Origin of the sequence: Pseudomonas sp. 9.2(2024) (assembly GCF_039695385.1) — a bacterium.
GTDB lineage: Bacteria > Pseudomonadota > Gammaproteobacteria > Pseudomonadales > Pseudomonadaceae > Aquipseudomonas > Aquipseudomonas paraglycinae.
Genome location: NZ_CP155585.1, coordinates 801,491 through 818,592 on the forward strand (window position 1 = coordinate 801,491; position 17,102 = coordinate 818,592).

Here is a 17,102-nt window from a genome sequence, read left to right on the forward strand (position 1 = left end):
ACTGGCCGGGTTCTTGTCGGGGTGCCTTGCTATGAGGCTGAGATCGAATAATTTCGGATCCCGTTGAACCTGATCAGGTTAGCGCCTGCGTAGGGAACAAGATTTCTCGTCACCCGGCGAGTCCTCTTGTGCTTCGTCCGGGAAATTGTTCGACAATCGAACGCTCGACGACGATGCACAGCACCAGTCCTGGTGCGTCCGTGCCTTTCAGGTTCTGCTCCGACAATCCACTGCCTGGATGCTGTCTGGAGAGCCCGTGATGACTACAAAATCTAAAAACGCGATCAACCTTAGTGACTCGGCCAAGGTCGACGAGCAGTCGGTTCAACCGTTCACCCGTTCGCAAAAAGTCTACGTTCAGGGCTCCCGCCCGGACATCCGCGTGCCGATGCGCGAAATCACCCTCGATGTGACCCCGACCGACTTCGGCGGCGAAATCAATGCGCCGGTCACCGTCTACGACACCTCGGGCCCGTACACCGATCCGAACGTGGTGATCGACGTGCGCAAAGGTCTGGGCGACGTGCGTTCGGCGTGGATCGACGACCGTGGCGACACCGAGCGCCTGCCAGGCCTGAGCTCGAATTTCGGCCAGGAGCGTCTGGCCGACCCGGAGCTGACCAAGCTGCGCTTCGCCCACGTCAACAACCCGCGCCGCGCCAAGGCCGGGGCCAACGTCAGCCAGATGCACTACGCGCGCAAAGGCATCATCACCGCCGAGATGGAATACGTCGCCATCCGCGAAAACATGAAGCTGCAAGAGGCCCGCGCCGCTGGCCTGTTGAACCAGCAACACGCCGGCCACAGCTTCGGCGCGAGCATCCCGAAAGAAATCACCCCTGAATTCGTCCGCGAAGAAATCGCCCGTGGCCGCGCGATCATCCCGGCCAACATCAACCACGTCGAACTGGAACCGATGATCATCGGCCGTAACTTCCTGGTGAAGATCAACGGCAACATCGGCAACAGCGCGCTGGGTTCGTCCATCGAAGAAGAAGTGGCGAAACTGACCTGGGGAATTCGCTGGGGCTCGGACACCGTGATGGACTTGTCCACCGGCAAACACATCCACGAAACCCGCGAGTGGATCATCCGCAACTCGCCAGTGCCGATCGGCACCGTGCCGATTTATCAGGCGCTGGAAAAAGTGAATGGCGTCGCCGAAGACCTGACCTGGGAGCTATTCCGCGACACGCTGATCGAACAGGCCGAGCAGGGCGTCGACTACTTCACCATCCACGCCGGCGTGTTGCTGCGCTACGTGCCGCTGACCGCCAAACGCGTGACCGGCATCGTGTCCCGTGGCGGTTCGATCATGGCCAAGTGGTGCCTGGCCCACCACAAAGAGAACTTCCTCTACACCCACTTCGACGAAATCTGCGAAATCATGAAGGCCTACGACGTCAGCTTCTCGCTGGGCGACGGCCTGCGTCCGGGCTCGATTGCCGACGCCAACGACGAAGCGCAATTCGGCGAACTGGAAACCCTCGGCGAGCTGACCAAGATCGCCTGGAAGCACGACGTGCAATGCATGATCGAAGGCCCGGGCCACGTGCCGATGCAGTTGATCAAAGAGAACATGGACAAGCAGCTGGAATGCTGCGACGAGGCGCCGTTCTACACCCTCGGCCCGCTGACCACCGACATCGCGCCGGGCTACGACCACATCACCTCCGGCATCGGTGCGGCGATGATCGGCTGGTTCGGTTGCGCGATGCTCTGCTACGTGACGCCGAAGGAGCACCTGGGTCTGCCGAACAAGGATGACGTGAAGACCGGGATCATCACCTACAAGATCGCCGCTCACGCCGCGGACCTGGCCAAGGGACATCCGGGCGCGCAGATCCGCGACAACGCCTTGAGCAAGGCGCGTTTCGAATTCCGTTGGGAAGACCAGTTCAACCTCGGTCTGGACCCGGACACCGCCCGTTCGTATCACGATGAAACCCTGCCGAAGGACTCGGCGAAGGTCGCGCATTTCTGTTCGATGTGCGGGCCGAAATTCTGCTCGATGAAGATCACTCAGGAAGTCCGCGAATACGCGGCCAACCAGCGGATCGACGCGGTCGACGTGGACGTCGCCCAAGGCCTGGCGGAACAGGCCGAGCGGTTCAAGAAGGAAGGCAGTCAGCTGTACAAGAAAGTCTAGCCACGAGCGGCAAGCTACAAGCTACAAGAGGAGAAGCAGTCCGCATATCGCTTCTGACTTGTAGCTTGCAGCTTGCAGCTTTTTTCTGCTTCTCTGTGAGAAACGTCCTTGAGCATTCAACCCGGTACTTATTCCCCCGACCTCGCCGTACCCGGCAACCAGCGTGTGTTTGGCGGTCGCGATCTGTTTTCCCTATGGTTTTCCCTCGGCATCGGCCTGATGGTCTTGCAGACCGGTGCGCTGCTGGCGCCGGGGCTGGGCCTGTCGGGATCGCTGCTGGCGATCTTCCTCGGCACCCTGGTCGGCGTCCTGTTGCTGGCCGCCGTCGGCGTGATCGGCAGCGACACCGGCCTGTCGTCTATGGCTGCGCTGAAACTCAGCCTCGGCAGCAAAGGCGCGAGCCTGCCGGCGTTGCTCAACCTGCTGCAATTGATCGGATGGGGCTCGTTCGAAATCATCGTCATGCGCGATGCGGCCAGCCTGCTCGGCACCCGTGCGTTCAGCGAAGGTTCGCTGTGGGCCAGTCCGATGCTGTGGACTTTGTGCTTCGGGGCACTGGCGACTTTGCTCGCGGTCAGCGGGCCGCTGACGTTCGTGCGCAAGATCCTGCGCAAGTGGGGCATCTGGCTGATTCTGGCCGCGTGCATCTGGCTGACCTGGAACCTGTTCGCCAAGGCTGATCTCGCCGCCTTGTGGGCACAGGCCGGGGATGGCTCGATGCCGCTCGCCGTGGGCTTCGACATTGCGATTGCGATGCCGCTGTCGTGGCTGCCGCTGATTGCCGACTATTCGCGTTTCGGCAAGCGGGCCAAGAATGTATTCGGCGGTACCGCGATCGGTTTCTTCATCGGCAACTTCTGGCTGATGAGCCTGGGCGTCGCCTACACCCTGGCATTCGCACCGAGCGGTGAAGTCAACGCGCTGCTGCTGGCGCTGGCCGGTGCAGGTCTCGGCATTCCGCTGTTGCTGATTCTGCTGGACGAGTCGGAAAACGCTTTCGCCGATATTCACTCGGCCGCGGTTTCCAGCGGGATTCTGTTGCGTCTGAAAGTCGAGCATCTGGCGCTGGCCATCGGCGTGATCTGCACCTTGATTGCCTTGCTCGCGCCACTGGCGCAATACCAGAACTTCCTGCTGTTGATCGGTTCGGTGTTCGCGCCGCTGTTCGGCGTGGTGCTGGTGGATCACTTCATCCTGCGCAAGCGCAGTGCCCAGGTGGCGTCGGCCGCGTTGCGCTGGCCGGCACTATTGGCCTGGCTGGGTGGCATCAGCACCTATCACTTGCTGGCCAATCTGTATCCGGATGTCGGCGCGACCCTGCCGGCGCTGGTGCTGGCAGGGCTGCTGCAACTGGTGCTCGGTCGGGCTTTCAGTTACGGCCGGGAAACAGCTCGGGCTTGAGAATGCCGTTCAGGCGCGGGTAAGGGATCTTCAGTTCGACGTGGCCCAGCGCATAAGGCGCGATGGTGGTCACGTCGTACTTGAGGATCACGCCGCCGTAGGTCAGCGCCACGTTCGGGGTTTTAACGAATGGCCAGCTCTTCACGAACTCCGGTTCCTGATCGAGCTTGGTGCTGATCAGCCAGCTGTTGTGCGCCACTTGCGCGGCTTTCCAGAACGCTTCTTCCTGACCCGGCAGAAGCATGTCCGCCAGGGTCAGTACCTTGTGCTGCTGACGCGAATAGTTGATGAAACCGCGGCCCGGCGTACCGTGGGCGCCGCCGGTGTCCAGGTAGCTCGACGTTTCGATGATCACCAGACCGTCATGCTGCTCGCGTACTTTCGCCTGCAAATAGCTGCTGTTGCGCGGGCCGGCGTTGGCCAGGAACTGCTCGCGATACGCTGCCAGCGTCGGCGCTACCGGGGCGTTCGGTGCGGTGCGGGTCATCTGCAGCAGGCGTTTTTCGATGATGCCGTCCAGCGCCGGTTCTGCCGGGAAGCGCAACGTATCGATGTTCACCAGCGGGCAGTCCGGGTTGGAGCAACCGGGTTTCAGCGTTTCCGAGGCGTCGCGGGTGGTTTCCAGCGGCGTGCGGTAGTTGGGCTGGAACAGGCTGGCGCAGGCGCCCAGGGTCAGGGCGATGGCGGCCACGGAGGCGATTTTGAAAAGCGACATGGGCGTCCTTTCTGAAGCAGGGGAAGGCAAAAAGTTACCGCTTCGACTCTCAACGAAGCGGTCAGTTCGCCACTAAGCTAATTAGAGTGGGTTTCGCCTCCACCGTCCATCCCGCTGACAGTAAAGGGGCTGCATCAAACGTCACCGGCGCGTTAGGATGGCGCGAAGTCGAGGTCGCAGGTAAGGCGCCTCGTATTGGATTTGCAGTAAAGAGGATGCTCATGACCGATTTTGCCAAAGCCATTCCGACCGCCGTCGATATCGTGCGACGCGAGCAGTGCTACAAGGGCTTCTACAAGCTCGACCGTCTGCACTTGCGCCACGAACTGTTCGCCGGTGGCATGAGCCGCGAAATCAATCGTGAAGTGTTCGTGCGCCACGATGCCGTGTGCATGCTGCCCTACGACCCGCAGCGCGATGAAGTGGTGCTGATCGAGCAGTTTCGCGTCGGCGCGATGGGCAAGGCCGATAACCCGTGGCTGGTGGAGCTGGTCGCCGGTCTGATCGACAAGGACGAACAGCCGGAAGAAGTTGCTCACCGCGAGGCACAGGAGGAAGCTGGGCTGGACATCAAGGCCCTGTGGCCGATGACCAAATACTTTCCATCGCCGGGCGGCAGCAACGAATTCGTGCATTTGTATCTGGGGCGTTGCAGCACCGAAGGCGCGGGCGGCCTGCATGGGCTGGAGGAAGAAGCTGAAGATATTCGCGTCACGGTCTGGGCTTTTGAAGATGCCCTGCAGGCCGTACGTGACGGACGGATTGCCAATGCGGCGAGCATCATCGCCTTGCAGTGGCTGGCGCTCAATCGCGCCGAAGTGAGGGGGCTATGGTCGTAAACAAGCTGCGCGATCGCTACCGCGTCGACCTCGTGGGCCTGCAAGCCGCCTGCGAGGCGAACTACGCGCGCCTGATGCGACTGTTGCCGGACATGCGCAGCGACCCCGAGGCACGGCGCATTGCCGTGACCCAGGGCGACCAGATGCTCGGCGTGCTGGCGCTGGAGGTGCTGCAGACCTGTCCGTACACCACGACCCTGCAGGTGCGTCAGGAACACAGCCTGCCGTGGCTGCCGGTGCCGCAACTGGAAGTGCAGGTCTATCACGACGCACGCATGGCCGAGGTGATCAGCGCCGAGCATGCGCGACGGTTTCGCGGCGTCTATCCTTACCCGAATGCGGCCATGCATCAGCCGGACGAGAAGGCCCAGCTCAATCTGTTCCTGGGCGAGTGGCTGAGTCATTGCCTGGCGTGCGGACACGAATACGCGGCGGTCCGATAACCACCGCAAGTTGTGAACTGCGTCCGGTTCGCCGGTTTCTCTTTGCGCTGTCCCCCCGCATAATTGCCGCACCTTTCCAGTCCCGCGATCCCGGGGGAGAACGCCTTGCCGAGCGTATCGACTTTGACCACCGCCGACACGGCGTTGCTGGTGCAGCTCTCTGACAGTCATCTGTTCGCCGAGGCGGACGGAACGTTGCTTGGCATGAACACCCGCGAGAGCCTGCAAAAAGTCATCGAACTGGTGCTCGAACAGCAACCGCGGATCGACCTGATCGTTGCCAGCGGCGACCTGTCCCAGGACGGTACGCTGGAGTCCTACCAGCAATTCCGGCAGATGACGGCGCAGATCGACGCGCCGGCCCGCTGGATTCCCGGCAACCACGACGAGCCACAGATCATGGCTCAGGCGACTGTGAAGAGTGCGCTGCTGGAGTCCGTGGTGGACGTCGGCAACTGGCGCGTGACCCTGCTCGATTCGGCCGTGCCCGGATCGGTGCCGGGGTATTTGCAGGACGACCAGCTGCAATTGCTCGCCCGCGCCCTGAGCGAAGCGCCGGATCGCCATCATCTGGTGTGCTTCCACCATCATCCGGTGTCGATCGGTTGCGCCTGGATGGAGCCGATCGGCTTGCGCAATCCGGAAGCGTTTTTCGACGTACTCGATCGTTTCCCGCAGGCCCGTGCCGTGCTGTGGGGGCATGTCCATCAGGAGATCGACCGCGAGCGCAACGGCGTACGGCTGATGGCATCGCCGTCGACCTGCATCCAGTTCGAGCCGGGCAGCGAAGACTTCAAGGTCGGCGAGCAGGCACCGGGGTATCGCTGGTTGCGATTGTTGCCGGATGGGCGGATCGAGACCGGTGTGGAGCGTGTCACGGGTTTCGATTTTCAGGTTGATTACGGCTCCGACGGTTACTGATTGACGGGCGCAGCGCTGATTTCCTCGGGTGCTGGCCCAACACCCCTCGACTCCCTGTAAACTCCGCTTTCTTCAGCCGACGCCCAGGGAGCTCAAATGTCCGGTTCGATTCTCTATATCCATGGTTTCAACAGTGCGCCGGCCTCGAAAAAGGCCTGTCAGCTGGTCGAGGTGATGGAGCGGCTGGGTTTGAGCGATCAACTGCGTGTGCCGGCGCTGCATCACCACCCGCGCGAAGCCATCGGTCAGCTGGAACAGGCAATCGCCGAACTCGGCCGGCCATTGCTGGTGGGAAGCTCGCTCGGCGGCTACTATGCGACTCACCTGGCCGAGCGCCATGGCTTGAAAGCCTTGCTGGTCAACCCGGCCGTCAGTCCGCACCGGATGTTCGACGGATACCTGGGCACCCAGAAAAACCTGTACACCGACGAAACCTGGGAGCTGACCCACGACCACGTGACGGCCCTGGCCGAGCTGGAAGTGCCGGCGCCGCAGGATCCGCAGCGTTATCAGGTATGGTTGCAGACCGGGGATGAAACGCTGGATTATCGCCTTGCCCAGCAGTATTACCGGGCCTGCGCCTTGCGCATTCAGGCCGGCGGCGACCACAGTTTCCAGGGATTTGTTACACAATTGCCGGCATTGCTCAGCTTTGCCGGGATTGGTGCCGATACCTATCAGGCAATCGATTTCACCGCACTGTGAAGTCTTGCCCCATTTTCATTGAATCACTGACGACGAGACCCTATGGCCACTCCCAGCGCTAGCTCCTATAACGCCGACGCCATCGAAGTCCTCTCGGGCCTCGACCCGGTGCGCAAGCGCCCCGGCATGTACACCGACACCAGTCGGCCGAACCACCTTGCCCAGGAAGTCATCGACAACAGCGTCGACGAAGCCTTGGCCGGCCACGCCAAATCGATCCAGGTCATCCTCCATGCCGATCATTCGCTGGAAGTCTGCGACGACGGCCGTGGCATGCCGGTCGACATCCATCCGGAAGAGGGTGTGTCGGGCGTCGAGCTGATCCTCACCAAGCTCCATGCGGGCGGCAAGTTTTCCAACAAGAACTACCAGTTCTCCGGTGGTCTGCACGGGGTGGGTATTTCGGTGGTCAACGCCTTGTCGACCCAGGTACGGGTGCGGGTCAAGCGTGACGGCAACGAATATGAAATGACCTTTGCCGACGGCTTCAAGGCCACCGATCTGCAAGTGATCGGCACCGTCGGCAAGCGCAATACCGGGACCAGCGTGTACTTCGCGCCGGATCCGAAATACTTCGATTCGCCGAAATTCTCCATCAGCCGCCTCAAGCACGTGCTCAAGGCCAAGGCCGTTCTGTGCCCGGGGCTGCTGATCAGTTTCGAAGACAAAGGCACTGGCGAGAAGGTCGAGTGGCATTACGAAGATGGCCTGCGTTCCTACCTGGTGGACGCGGTCAGCGAATTCGAGCGCCTGCCGGACGCGCCGTTATGCGGCAACCTGGCCGGTACCAAGGAAGCGGTCGAGTGGGCCTTGCTGTGGCTGCCGGAAGGTGGCACCTCGGTCACTGAAAGCTACGTCAACCTGATCCCGACGGAGCAGGGCGGCACCCACGTCAACGGTCTGCGTCAGGGCCTGCTTGATGCGATGCGCGAGTTCTGCGAATTCCGCAGTCTGCTGCCGCGTGGCGTGAAGCTGGCGCCGGAAGACGTTTGGGAGCGCATTGCTTTCGTCCTGTCGATGAAGATGCAGGAGCCGCAATTCTCCGGCCAGACCAAGGAGCGTCTGTCGTCTCGTGAAGCAGCGGCTTTCGTTTCCGGTGTGGTCAAGGACGCGTTCAGCCTGTGGCTCAATGCCAACCCGGAAACCGGTCTGGCGCTGGCCGAACTGGCAATCAGCAACGCCGGCCGTCGCCTGAAGGCCAGCAAGAAAGTCGAGCGCAAGCGCATCACCCAGGGGCCGGCGTTGCCGGGCAAACTGGCCGATTGCGCCGGGCAGGATCCGATGCGTTCCGAGCTGTTCCTGGTGGAAGGTGATTCCGCCGGCGGTTCTGCCAAGCAGGCGCGGGACAAGGAATTCCAGGCGATCCTGCCGTTGCGCGGCAAGATCCTCAACACTTGGGAAGTCGACGGCAGCGAAGTGCTGGCCAGCCAGGAAGTGCACAACATCGCCGTAGCCATCGGTGTCGATCCGGGCGCCGAGGACATGAGCCAGCTGCGCTACGGCAAGATCTGCATCCTCGCCGACGCCGACTCCGACGGTCTGCACATCGCGACCTTACTCTGCGCCCTGTTCGTCCAGCATTTCCGCCCGCTGGTGGATGCCGGTCACGTCTACGTGGCGATGCCGCCGCTGTACCGCATCGATCTGGGCAAAGAGATTTACTACGCCCTCGACGAAGCCGAGCGCGACGGGATCCTCGACCGTCTGGTGGCCGAGAAGAAACGCGGCAAGCCACAGGTCACCCGATTCAAAGGCCTGGGTGAAATGAACCCGCCGCAACTGCGCGAAACCACCATGGACCCGAACACCCGGCGTCTGGTGCAGTTGACCCTCGGGGACGACTTCGCCCAGACCTCGGAAATGATGGACATGCTGCTGGCGAAGAAACGCGCCGGCGACCGCAAGACCTGGCTCGAATCCAAGGGCAACCTCGCCGAGGTTCTGGCCTGATGCGGTTTGGCTGGGCCTTGGCGGGTGCGTTGCTGCTGGGTTCGATGACGGTGTCGGCGGAGCCTGCGCAAGAACTGCGCGTGCTCGCCGAACACCCGGTCGAAGGCATGCGCGGCGGCAACCTGTCGGGGCTGGCCTTGTGCGGCAATGACCTGTGGACGGTTTCGGACCGTGACGATGACCAGATCTACCGTCTCGATATCCGCGACCGGATCTGGCAGGCCACGGCCGTGCGCATCGATCCGCCGAAAGTGCCGGACAGCGGCTTGCCGTGGGGCATCAGTTCGCGCACCTGGGCGGCGTCGTTCATTCGTGGCGGCGATCTGGATTTCGAAGGCATCAGCTGTGATAGCGCCGGTAACCGCTACATCGTCAGCGAAGCCCACGCGGCCGTGCTGCAAGCACCGCCGCAGGGGCCGTCGTCGTGGCTGAAAATCTCGCCGATGATGGTGCGCGAGGCGCGGGCCAGTGGCATGTTGCTGCAGTTCAACGCGATATTTGAAGGTCTGGCGATCAGTCCGGCGGGCGATCAGATGTGGCTGGCTGCCGAGCGGCAAAGTCGCGGTTTGTTGCTGATCAAACGCCAGCAGACGGTGTGGGATTGTGACGGTCGCTGCGTGCTGCTCAGTGAAGGCGGCATGGAAATGCAACCGCCGCAGTTCCCGAAAGCGCGTCCGGTCAATCGGGATTTTTCCGATATCTCCCTGTTCAACGGCAAGCTGTTTACCCTTGAGCGCAACGCGTACCAGATCTGTCGTCGCGATGCGCAGACGGCCAAGGTCGAGCTCTGCTGGTCGTATGCGGCCGAGCTGTTGCAGGCCAATCGGCGTTATTCACAGAACTTCGGCCTGGAAGAGGCGCTGGTGGTCGATGCTCAAGGCGCCTGGATCGGCGTCGACAACAATTTCGGCCCGCGCGCCGATGGCGAGGTTCGCCCGATCATCTGGCGTTTCGCCGCGCCCGAGGGTGGCTGGAGCGCCAAGCCATGAGCCAGCAACCGCCGGGCAAACGCGCCGGTCGGGTGCTGATGATTCTGGCGTGGTGCGCGGCGCTGTTTCTGGCCACGCGGTTTTTCGGCCAGTGGGAAGAACGCCAGCGTAATCCCAACGTGGAAGTGGCTTCGCTGCAGGGCAACGGCTTTATCGAAGTGAAATTGATCGGCAACGCCCAGGGACATTTTGTCGCCAGCGGCCTGATCAACGGTCGGCCGGTGGAGTTCATGCTCGACACCGGCGCGACCGACGTGGCAATCCCGGCCGAGGTGGCGAAAAACCTTCGGCTGGAAGAAGGTTTCGGTGTGACCCTGAGCACGGCCAATGGCCTGAGCCAGGGCTATCGCACCCGTATCGACCGCCTGCAACTGGGCGACATCGTGCTGCGGGACGTCCGCGCACTGGTGGCGCCGGGGCTGCATGGCGATCAGGTGCTGCTCGGCATGAGCGCCCTGAACAAACTTGAATTTACTCAGCGCGGCGGCACCATGCTGCTGCGCCAGACAACGAACCGATGAGGCCCGCATGAGCGATAACCTTGCAGACAGCTTAGATGGCGTAGAACGCCGGTCGCTGGCTGACTTCACCGAAAATGCCTACCTCAACTACTCCATGTACGTGATCATGGACCGTGCCCTGCCGCATATCGGCGACGGTCTGAAACCAGTACAGCGGCGTATCGTCTATGCCATGAGCGAGCTGGGGCTGGATGCCGATTCCAAGCACAAGAAGTCGGCGCGTACCGTCGGCGACGTGCTCGGCAAGTTCCACCCGCACGGCGACTCGGCGTGCTATGAAGCGATGGTGCTGATGGCCCAGCCGTTCAGCTATCGCTACACGCTGGTGGACGGCCAGGGTAACTGGGGTGCGCCGGACGATCCGAAATCCTTCGCCGCCATGCGTTACACCGAAGCGCGGCTGTCGCGTTATTCCGAAGTGCTGCTCAGCGAACTGGGCCAGGGCACCGCAGACTGGGGCCCGAACTTCGACGGCACCCTGCAGGAACCGCTGGTGTTGCCGGCACGTTTGCCGAATATCCTGCTCAACGGCACCACCGGCATCGCCGTGGGTATGGCCACCGACGTACCGCCGCACAACCTGCGCGAAGTCGCGACCGCGTGCGTGCGCCTGCTCGATGAGCCGAAAGCCACGGTCGAACAGCTCTGCGAGCACATTCAGGGCCCGGACTACCCGACCGAAGCGGAAATCATCACCCCACGCGCCGACCTGTTGAAAATGTACGAAACCGGCAAGGGCTCGGTGCGCATGCGCGCCGTGTACCACGTCGAGGACGGTGACATCATCGTCACCGCGCTGCCGCATCAGGTCTCCGGGGCCAAGGTGCTGGAACAGATCGCTGCACTGATGCAGGCCAAACCGTCGAAAGCGCCGCAGATCGCCGATCTTCGCGACGAATCCGACCACGAGAACCCGTGCCGCATCGTGATCATACCGGTCAACAGCCGCGTCGATCACGAAGCGCTGATGCAGCACCTGTTCGCCAGCACCGAGCTTGAGTCGACCTATCGGGTCAACGTCAACATCATCGGTCTGGACGGCAAGCCTCAGCTGAAAAACCTCCGTGCGTTGCTGGTGGAGTGGCTGGAATTCCGCGTGCTGACCGTGCGTCGCCGCCTGCAATTCCGCCTCGACAAGGTCGAGCGTCGCCTGCACCTGTTGGACGGTTTGCTGATCGCCTACCTCAACCTGGATGAAGTGATCCACATCATCCGCACCGAGGAACACCCGAAAGCCAAGCTGATCGAGCGTTTTGCCCTCAGCGAGATCCAGGCCGACTACATCCTCGACACCCGTCTGCGTCAGTTGGCGCGACTGGAAGAGATGAAGCTGCGCGACGAGCAGGACGAACTGCTCAAGGAACAGGCCAAGCTGCAAGCCTTGCTGGGCAGCGAAGCCAAGCTGAAGAAGCTGGTTCGCACCGAGCTGTTGAAAGACGCTGAAACCTACGGCGATGACCGTCGGTCGCCAATCGTCGAGCGTGCCGAAGCCAAGGCGCTGACCGAACACGATCTGCTGCCGAACGAGAAAGTCACCGTCGTACTGTCGGAAAAAGGCTGGATCCGTTCGGCCAAAGGCCACGAGATCGACGCCACCGGCCTGTCGTACAAAGCCGGGGACGGCTTCAAGACCTCGGCGGCGGGGCGTTCGAACCAGTCGGCGGTGGTCATCGACTCCACGGGCCGCAGTTACTCGCTGGCCACCCACACCCTGCCATCGGCACGGGGCCAGGGCGAGCCGTTAACCGGCCGTCTGACGCCGCCCCCGGGCGCCACGTTCGAATGCGTGCTGATGCCTGAAGAGGACTCGCTGTACGTGATCGCCTCCGACGCCGGCTACGGTTTTGTGGTGAAAGGCGAAGACCTGCAAGCCAAGAACAAGGCCGGCAAGGCCCTGTTGAGCCTGCCGAACAACGCCAAGGTGATTGCGCCGCGTCCGGTCGCCGACCGCGAGCACAACTGGCTGGCCTCGGTGACGACCGAGGGTCGTCTGTTGATCTTCAAGATCAGCGATCTGCCACAATTAGGTAAGGGCAAAGGCAACAAGATCATCGGTATTTCCGGTGAGCGTGTGGCCAGTCGCGAAGAATATGTCACGGACATCGCCGTTCTTCCGGAAGGCGCCACCTTGGTGCTGCAGGCCGGAAAACGTACCTTGTCGCTGAAAGCCGACGACCTCGAACACTACAAAGGTGAACGTGGTCGTCGTGGTAACAAACTGCCACGTGGCTTCCAGCGGGTGGATGCGCTGCTCGTCGAAAACCTCAATTAAGCGGCCAGGAAGCGTTCGTACTCTTTTCTCCTTCGGGGAAAATGACTGAGAACGCCTCTCTAGAGCGTTCGATCTACGATTTAACCCGTAGATCGGCGCTTTGGCGCTGGAGTCGGAACGCATATTCACGGATGATATGGCCTTTCCAAGCGCCGGCGTGGCCGAGCGTTCTTCATATTTATTGAGTATTTTCACTGTGGTCAGCCTTGTGGCGGCCACCTGGACGGGATGATGACTTCTCTGCGCCCCCTTATTTTCCTGCTCGCCGGCGTTCTTGGCCTGGCGGGTTGCAGCGTTCACCAGCCGGTGTCGCTGTATCAGCTGGACAGCGGAAGTCCGGCCCAGCCTGCGCAAAGCGCAGGCATGGCGGTTTTGCTGGGCCCTGTGATCGTAGCCGATTACCTGCAACGGGAAACTCTGTTGCAGCGTCAACCGGACGGCAGCCTGCAAGCTTCGACCGATGGTCGCTGGGCCGGAAGCCTTTCGTCGGACATCGATCAGTTGCTGTTGCGTCAGGTTGCCGGGCATCTGGACAGTCAGCGCGTCGTGCTGGCGCCGGCCACTGTGGGCTTCACCCCGGATGTGCAGGTGCTGTTGACCATTACGCGTCTGGATTCTGGTCAATCGCAACCGGCGATCCTCGATGCGCAGTGGCGCCTGATCGACCGCCGTGGCCAGGTGCGCGATAACCGCATCGTCCATCTGCAAGAGCAGCATGCCGGCACCACCGCCGCGCAGGTGCAGGCGCAGGGCGTGTTGTTGCAGCGTCTGGCCGAGCAGTTGTCGGTAGCGCTCAAGCCGTTGGCCAATCAGCCACCGGTCGCCGAAGCGCCGCGCAAACCGGCACCGAAACCGGCAGCACCGGCGGCGGAAGCCGAGAAGCAGCCGAAGATTCCGATGGCTTCGCCGATTCGTACGGATATGGAAGTGTTTCGCTTCTAAGGCTGGATCGAGTCAGGACAGAGCCCGCCTTGTGCGGGCTTTGTTTTGTCTGGGCGTTGGTGGGACATGCATTGGTGTCCGACTCGAAAAGCCCCTCACCCTAACCCTCCCGAAACGTCGGACCGCCCGGAGGGAGAGGGGACTGATTGGGGGATATTCGGGAGGTACGCCGACTTGAAAGCTCGGCTGTGAATCCATAATCGACTCAAATTTTCAGGTCGACGGATAGCGTCATACACCTCAGTCAGTCCCCTCTCCCTCTGGGAGAGGGCTAGGGTGAGGGGCTGTTTGACGACGGGTGATATCACAATAACGCCACAAACAAAAAGCCCGCAGACAATCACTCGTCTGCGGGCTTCTTCACATCCAGGGCAAGGCCTCAGGCCCGACGCTCATGCATCCGCGCCAGTTGCCGCTCAAGCATCGACGGATAAGGCTCCATCAACCGCTCCACACAGCAAGCCCCCTCAGGGCTGGCAATCGGGCGGATCCGGGCACGCTGGCGAATCAGCGCGTCGTCACCGATCTTGCGCTCCACCAGCAGCAGGTTGCGGCTGTGTTGCGACAGAGCCAGGGCGTCCTGGGCGGAGTCGGTCAGCAACAGGTCGATCTGGCTCAGGCCGAACAGCTCGTCGCCAAGGGTCAGGCCCAGCTGCAATTGCAGGGTGATGCCGCTGTCGGCGACTTCGATCTGCAACTGGTGGCCCAGCGCCCGCAGCAGCTCGCCGCAGCAGATGGCGTTGGTCAGGTAATCGTCGCCGCTGTCTTCGGTGTGGAACAGCATCAGGGTGCTGCCGTCGTTCAGTGTTTCGATTTCGCCTTGGTACAGCGAAGCAGCCTGCTCGAGGCAGTCGCGATAGCGATCCTGCAACTCTTCCAGACGTGCGCGCGGCAAACGGCGCAGTTGTTCCTGCGAGCCCAGTTGTACCGCCAGCACCGCCGTGTGTTGCGGCACGCTCGGGGTCGGTCGGCGCACTGCCGGTTGTGCTGTTTCGTCCAGCGACTCGTCACGCAGATCGGCGAACGGGTCTTCGTCATCGTCGTCTTCAACGGTGCTGACCACATGGCGTGGCGCAGGCTTCTGCGCAGCCATCGGGCGGCTCTCGTCGAAACTCGGATCACGCAGGTTGCGCACTTCGAATTCCGGCTCGTCGTCCTCGAACTCGGGTTCCGGCTCAGGCTCCGGTTCGGCCGGCTCCGGCGCATAGTTGGCGTGTAACTGGCGGGCAAGATCGCCGATCTCGTCCTGACGTTCGATACCCGGCGTGTATTCGTCGATCCGGCGCAACCACACGCGCAGTTGCAGCAGCGGCGTGGAAATGTGCCGGCCCAGACGCAGGCTCAGGGCCAGTGACAGTGCCAGCAGGATCGCACTCAGGATACCCATGCTTTGCAGGCTGATGGTCATCGGCTGCTGGAACTGATCCATGTCCAGGCTGATGCGCAGTTGCCCGGCGGTCACGTCCTGGAAAGTGATCTTGCTCTCGTACATGCCCTCGGCTTCGCCCAGCAGGCCGTGCTTGGGCCGCTGACCGGACTCGGCGAGGATGCGGTTGTCCACGCTGTAGATGGCGGCGTGGGCCACCAGCTTGTTCTTGGTCAGGTTGTTGAGCAGCACGTTGAGGCTGAGGATGTCGTTGGACACCAGCAGCTCGGTGGCGGAGGTGGCGGTCTGCGTGGTCAGGCTTTCGCCCAGCGCATCAGCCTGCTCGTGCATGGCCTGCTTGAACTGCAGGCCCATCACGCAGGCATAGATCACCAGGGCCAGGGCGACTAGGATCACGTTATGGCTGGCAATGCGCAATGCAATCGGTACACGGCGGTGGCGCAGTGCACGGAAGATCAGCAGAAAGAAGTTATCGGTTTTAACTGGCGTGGGCCGGTTCACTGAGCTCGGCTCTTTTGTCCGTGAAGTTGACGCGCAGTATAGCGACAGGCCCTAGACCGGCAAAGCGCTGGCGGTGCCCGATGGTCACTGAAAGTGGGTAGAATGCGGTTTTTTTCCAGTTGCGGGGGTGCGCGTTGCGCGAAATCGTCCTGATTAACATCACGGGAGTCGACCGTCCGGGTCTGACGGCGGCCATTACCGGTGTTCTGGCCCAGGGTGGTGTGAATATCCTCGACATCGGTCAGGCGGTGATCCACGACATGCTGTCGTTCGGCATCCTTGTGGAAATCCCCGACTCCGAGCAAGGCAAGTCGGTGCTCAAGGACATCCTGTTCAAGGGCTATGAGCTCGACCAGCAGGTGCGCTTCACCCCGGTGTCCGAAGAGGATTACCAGCAATGGGTGGGCAATCAGGGCAAGAAGCGCCATATCGTTACTCTGTTGACCCGCAAGGTCACCGCCGGCCAGTTGCAGGCCGTGAGCTCGATCACCGCCAAATACGGCCTGAACATTGATCATATCGACCGTCTGTCGGGTCGTATGCCGCTGGACACCCCGGCTGACAGGGGCAAGGGTTGCATCGAGTTCTCCGTGCGCGGCGAAGCCGCCGATCCGCAAGCCCTGCGCGCCGAGTTCCTCAGCGTGGCACAGGAGCTGAACGTCGACATCGCCTTCCAGGAAGATTCGCTGTTCCGTCGCAACCGTCGTCTGGCGGTGTTCGACATGGACTCGACCCTGATCGAAGCCGAGGTCATCGACGAACTGGCCAAGGCCGCCGGCGTCGGCGATCAGGTTTCGCAAATCACCGAGCGGGCAATGGCCGGCGAGCTGGACTTCCGCGCCAGCTTCAAGGAGCGTCTGGCACTGCTCAAGGGCCTGGATGTCAGCGTGCTCGATTCGATCGGCGCCTCGCTGCGCCTGACGGAAGGCGCCGAAACCCTGTTCGCCGAACTCAAGCGTCTGGGCTACAAGACCGCGATCCTGTCGGGCGGCTTCACCTACTTCGCCAAGCAATTGCAGGCCAAACTCGGCATCGATTACGTGTTCGCCAACGAACTGGAAGTGGTCGACGGCAAGTGCACTGGCGTGGCGATCGAGCCGATCGTCGATGCCCAGCGCAAGGCTGATCTGCTGAAGCAGCTGGCTGAAAAAGAAGGTTTGCGTCTGGAGCAGACCATCGCCGTGGGCGACGGCGCCAACGACCTGCCGATGCTGGCGATTGCCGGTCTGGGCGTGGCGTTCCGCGCCAAGCCGCTGGTCAAGCAGTCGGCGAAGCAGGCGATCTCGACCCTCGGTCTGGATGGCGTGCTGTACCTGCTGGGCTTCCGCGATCGCGACGGGCAGCTCTGACATCGGCGCAGGATCGCA

14 protein-coding genes and 1 riboswitch are annotated in these 17,102 nt (G+C 62.0%); of the genes, 12 read left to right on the forward strand and 2 right to left on the reverse strand.

Going from position 1 to position 17,102, the window contains the following annotated elements:
• The first annotated feature begins 7 nt into the window (after positions 1-7).
• A riboswitch (TPP riboswitch) is annotated at positions 8-113 on the forward strand.
• 146 nt (positions 114-259) lie between these two features.
• Positions 260-2,149, forward strand: a complete 1,890-nt coding sequence (gene thiC, locus ABFB52_RS03555) for a phosphomethylpyrimidine synthase ThiC (RefSeq protein WP_085711132.1) — start codon at positions 260-262, stop codon at positions 2,147-2,149.
• Between the two features lie 108 nt (positions 2,150-2,257).
• Entirely contained in the window at positions 2,258-3,550 is a 1,293-nt protein-coding gene (cytX, locus tag ABFB52_RS03560; protein WP_129972322.1) for a putative hydroxymethylpyrimidine transporter CytX, read from the forward strand.
• Here the strand turns inward: cytX and ABFB52_RS03565 are convergent.
• Positions 3,519-4,265 carry an RsiV family protein gene (locus tag ABFB52_RS03565; protein WP_085701039.1) on the reverse strand — a complete coding sequence of 249 codons (747 nt, stop codon included), beginning with the start codon at positions 4,263-4,265 and terminating at the stop codon, positions 3,519-3,521. The genes cytX and ABFB52_RS03565 overlap by 32 nt on opposite strands.
• A gap of 221 nt (positions 4,266-4,486) precedes the next feature.
• Between ABFB52_RS03565 and ABFB52_RS03570 the strand changes: the two genes are divergently transcribed.
• The 9 genes from ABFB52_RS03570 to ABFB52_RS03610 all read left to right on the forward strand — a co-directional run bounded on the left by ABFB52_RS03570 (position 4,487) and on the right by ABFB52_RS03610 (position 13,847).
• Positions 4,487-5,104, forward strand: a complete 618-nt coding sequence (locus tag ABFB52_RS03570) for an NUDIX domain-containing protein (RefSeq protein WP_102686800.1) — start codon at positions 4,487-4,489, stop codon at positions 5,102-5,104.
• Complete coding sequence (locus tag ABFB52_RS03575; protein WP_129972323.1) at positions 5,095-5,547, forward strand: DUF1249 domain-containing protein; 453 nt, start codon at positions 5,095-5,097, stop codon at positions 5,545-5,547. The genes ABFB52_RS03570 and ABFB52_RS03575 overlap by 10 nt, the downstream gene beginning before the upstream one ends.
• Before the next feature lie 105 nt (positions 5,548-5,652).
• Positions 5,653-6,468 carry a 3',5'-cyclic-AMP phosphodiesterase gene (gene cpdA, locus ABFB52_RS03580; RefSeq protein ID WP_129972324.1) on the forward strand — a complete coding sequence of 272 codons (816 nt, stop codon included), beginning with the start codon at positions 5,653-5,655 and terminating at the stop codon, positions 6,466-6,468.
• A 96-nt stretch (positions 6,469-6,564) separates the two neighbouring features.
• Positions 6,565-7,173 carry a YqiA/YcfP family alpha/beta fold hydrolase gene (locus tag ABFB52_RS03585; protein WP_064382909.1) on the forward strand — a complete coding sequence of 203 codons (609 nt, stop codon included), beginning with the start codon at positions 6,565-6,567 and terminating at the stop codon, positions 7,171-7,173.
• 42 nt (positions 7,174-7,215) lie between these two features.
• Positions 7,216-9,123 (forward strand): DNA topoisomerase IV subunit B, encoded by a 1,908-nt coding sequence (parE, locus tag ABFB52_RS03590; protein ID WP_129972325.1) that lies wholly within the window; start codon positions 7,216-7,218, stop codon positions 9,121-9,123.
• A complete protein-coding gene (locus ABFB52_RS03595; protein ID WP_129972326.1) occupies positions 9,123-10,112 on the forward strand; it encodes an esterase-like activity of phytase family protein in 990 nt (329 codons plus the stop codon). The genes parE and ABFB52_RS03595 overlap by 1 nt, the downstream gene beginning before the upstream one ends.
• Entirely contained in the window at positions 10,109-10,633 is a 525-nt protein-coding gene (locus ABFB52_RS03600) for a TIGR02281 family clan AA aspartic protease (protein WP_085746489.1), read from the forward strand. The genes ABFB52_RS03595 and ABFB52_RS03600 overlap by 4 nt, the downstream gene beginning before the upstream one ends.
• 7 nt (positions 10,634-10,640) lie before the next feature.
• Positions 10,641-12,905, forward strand: coding sequence for a DNA topoisomerase IV subunit A (parC, locus tag ABFB52_RS03605; protein ID WP_129972327.1), 2,265 nt, complete (start codon positions 10,641-10,643; stop codon positions 12,903-12,905).
• Positions 12,906-13,136: 231 nt separating this feature from the next.
• The gene (locus tag ABFB52_RS03610) at positions 13,137-13,847 is read left to right on the forward strand and encodes an ABC-type transport auxiliary lipoprotein family protein (RefSeq protein ID WP_085746491.1); all 711 of its coding nucleotides are present in this window, start codon (positions 13,137-13,139) and stop codon (positions 13,845-13,847) included.
• 379 nt (positions 13,848-14,226) lie between these two features.
• Here the strand turns inward: ABFB52_RS03610 and ABFB52_RS03615 are convergent, their stop codons facing one another.
• Entirely contained in the window at positions 14,227-15,735 is a 1,509-nt protein-coding gene (locus ABFB52_RS03615; RefSeq protein ID WP_102686795.1) for an AhpA/YtjB family protein, read from the reverse strand.
• A 134-nt stretch (positions 15,736-15,869) separates the two neighbouring features.
• Between ABFB52_RS03615 and serB the strand changes: the two genes are divergently transcribed.
• Entirely contained in the window at positions 15,870-17,084 is a 1,215-nt protein-coding gene (gene serB / locus ABFB52_RS03620; RefSeq protein WP_129972328.1) for a phosphoserine phosphatase SerB, read from the forward strand.
• The last annotated feature ends 18 nt before the right edge of the window (positions 17,085-17,102 follow it).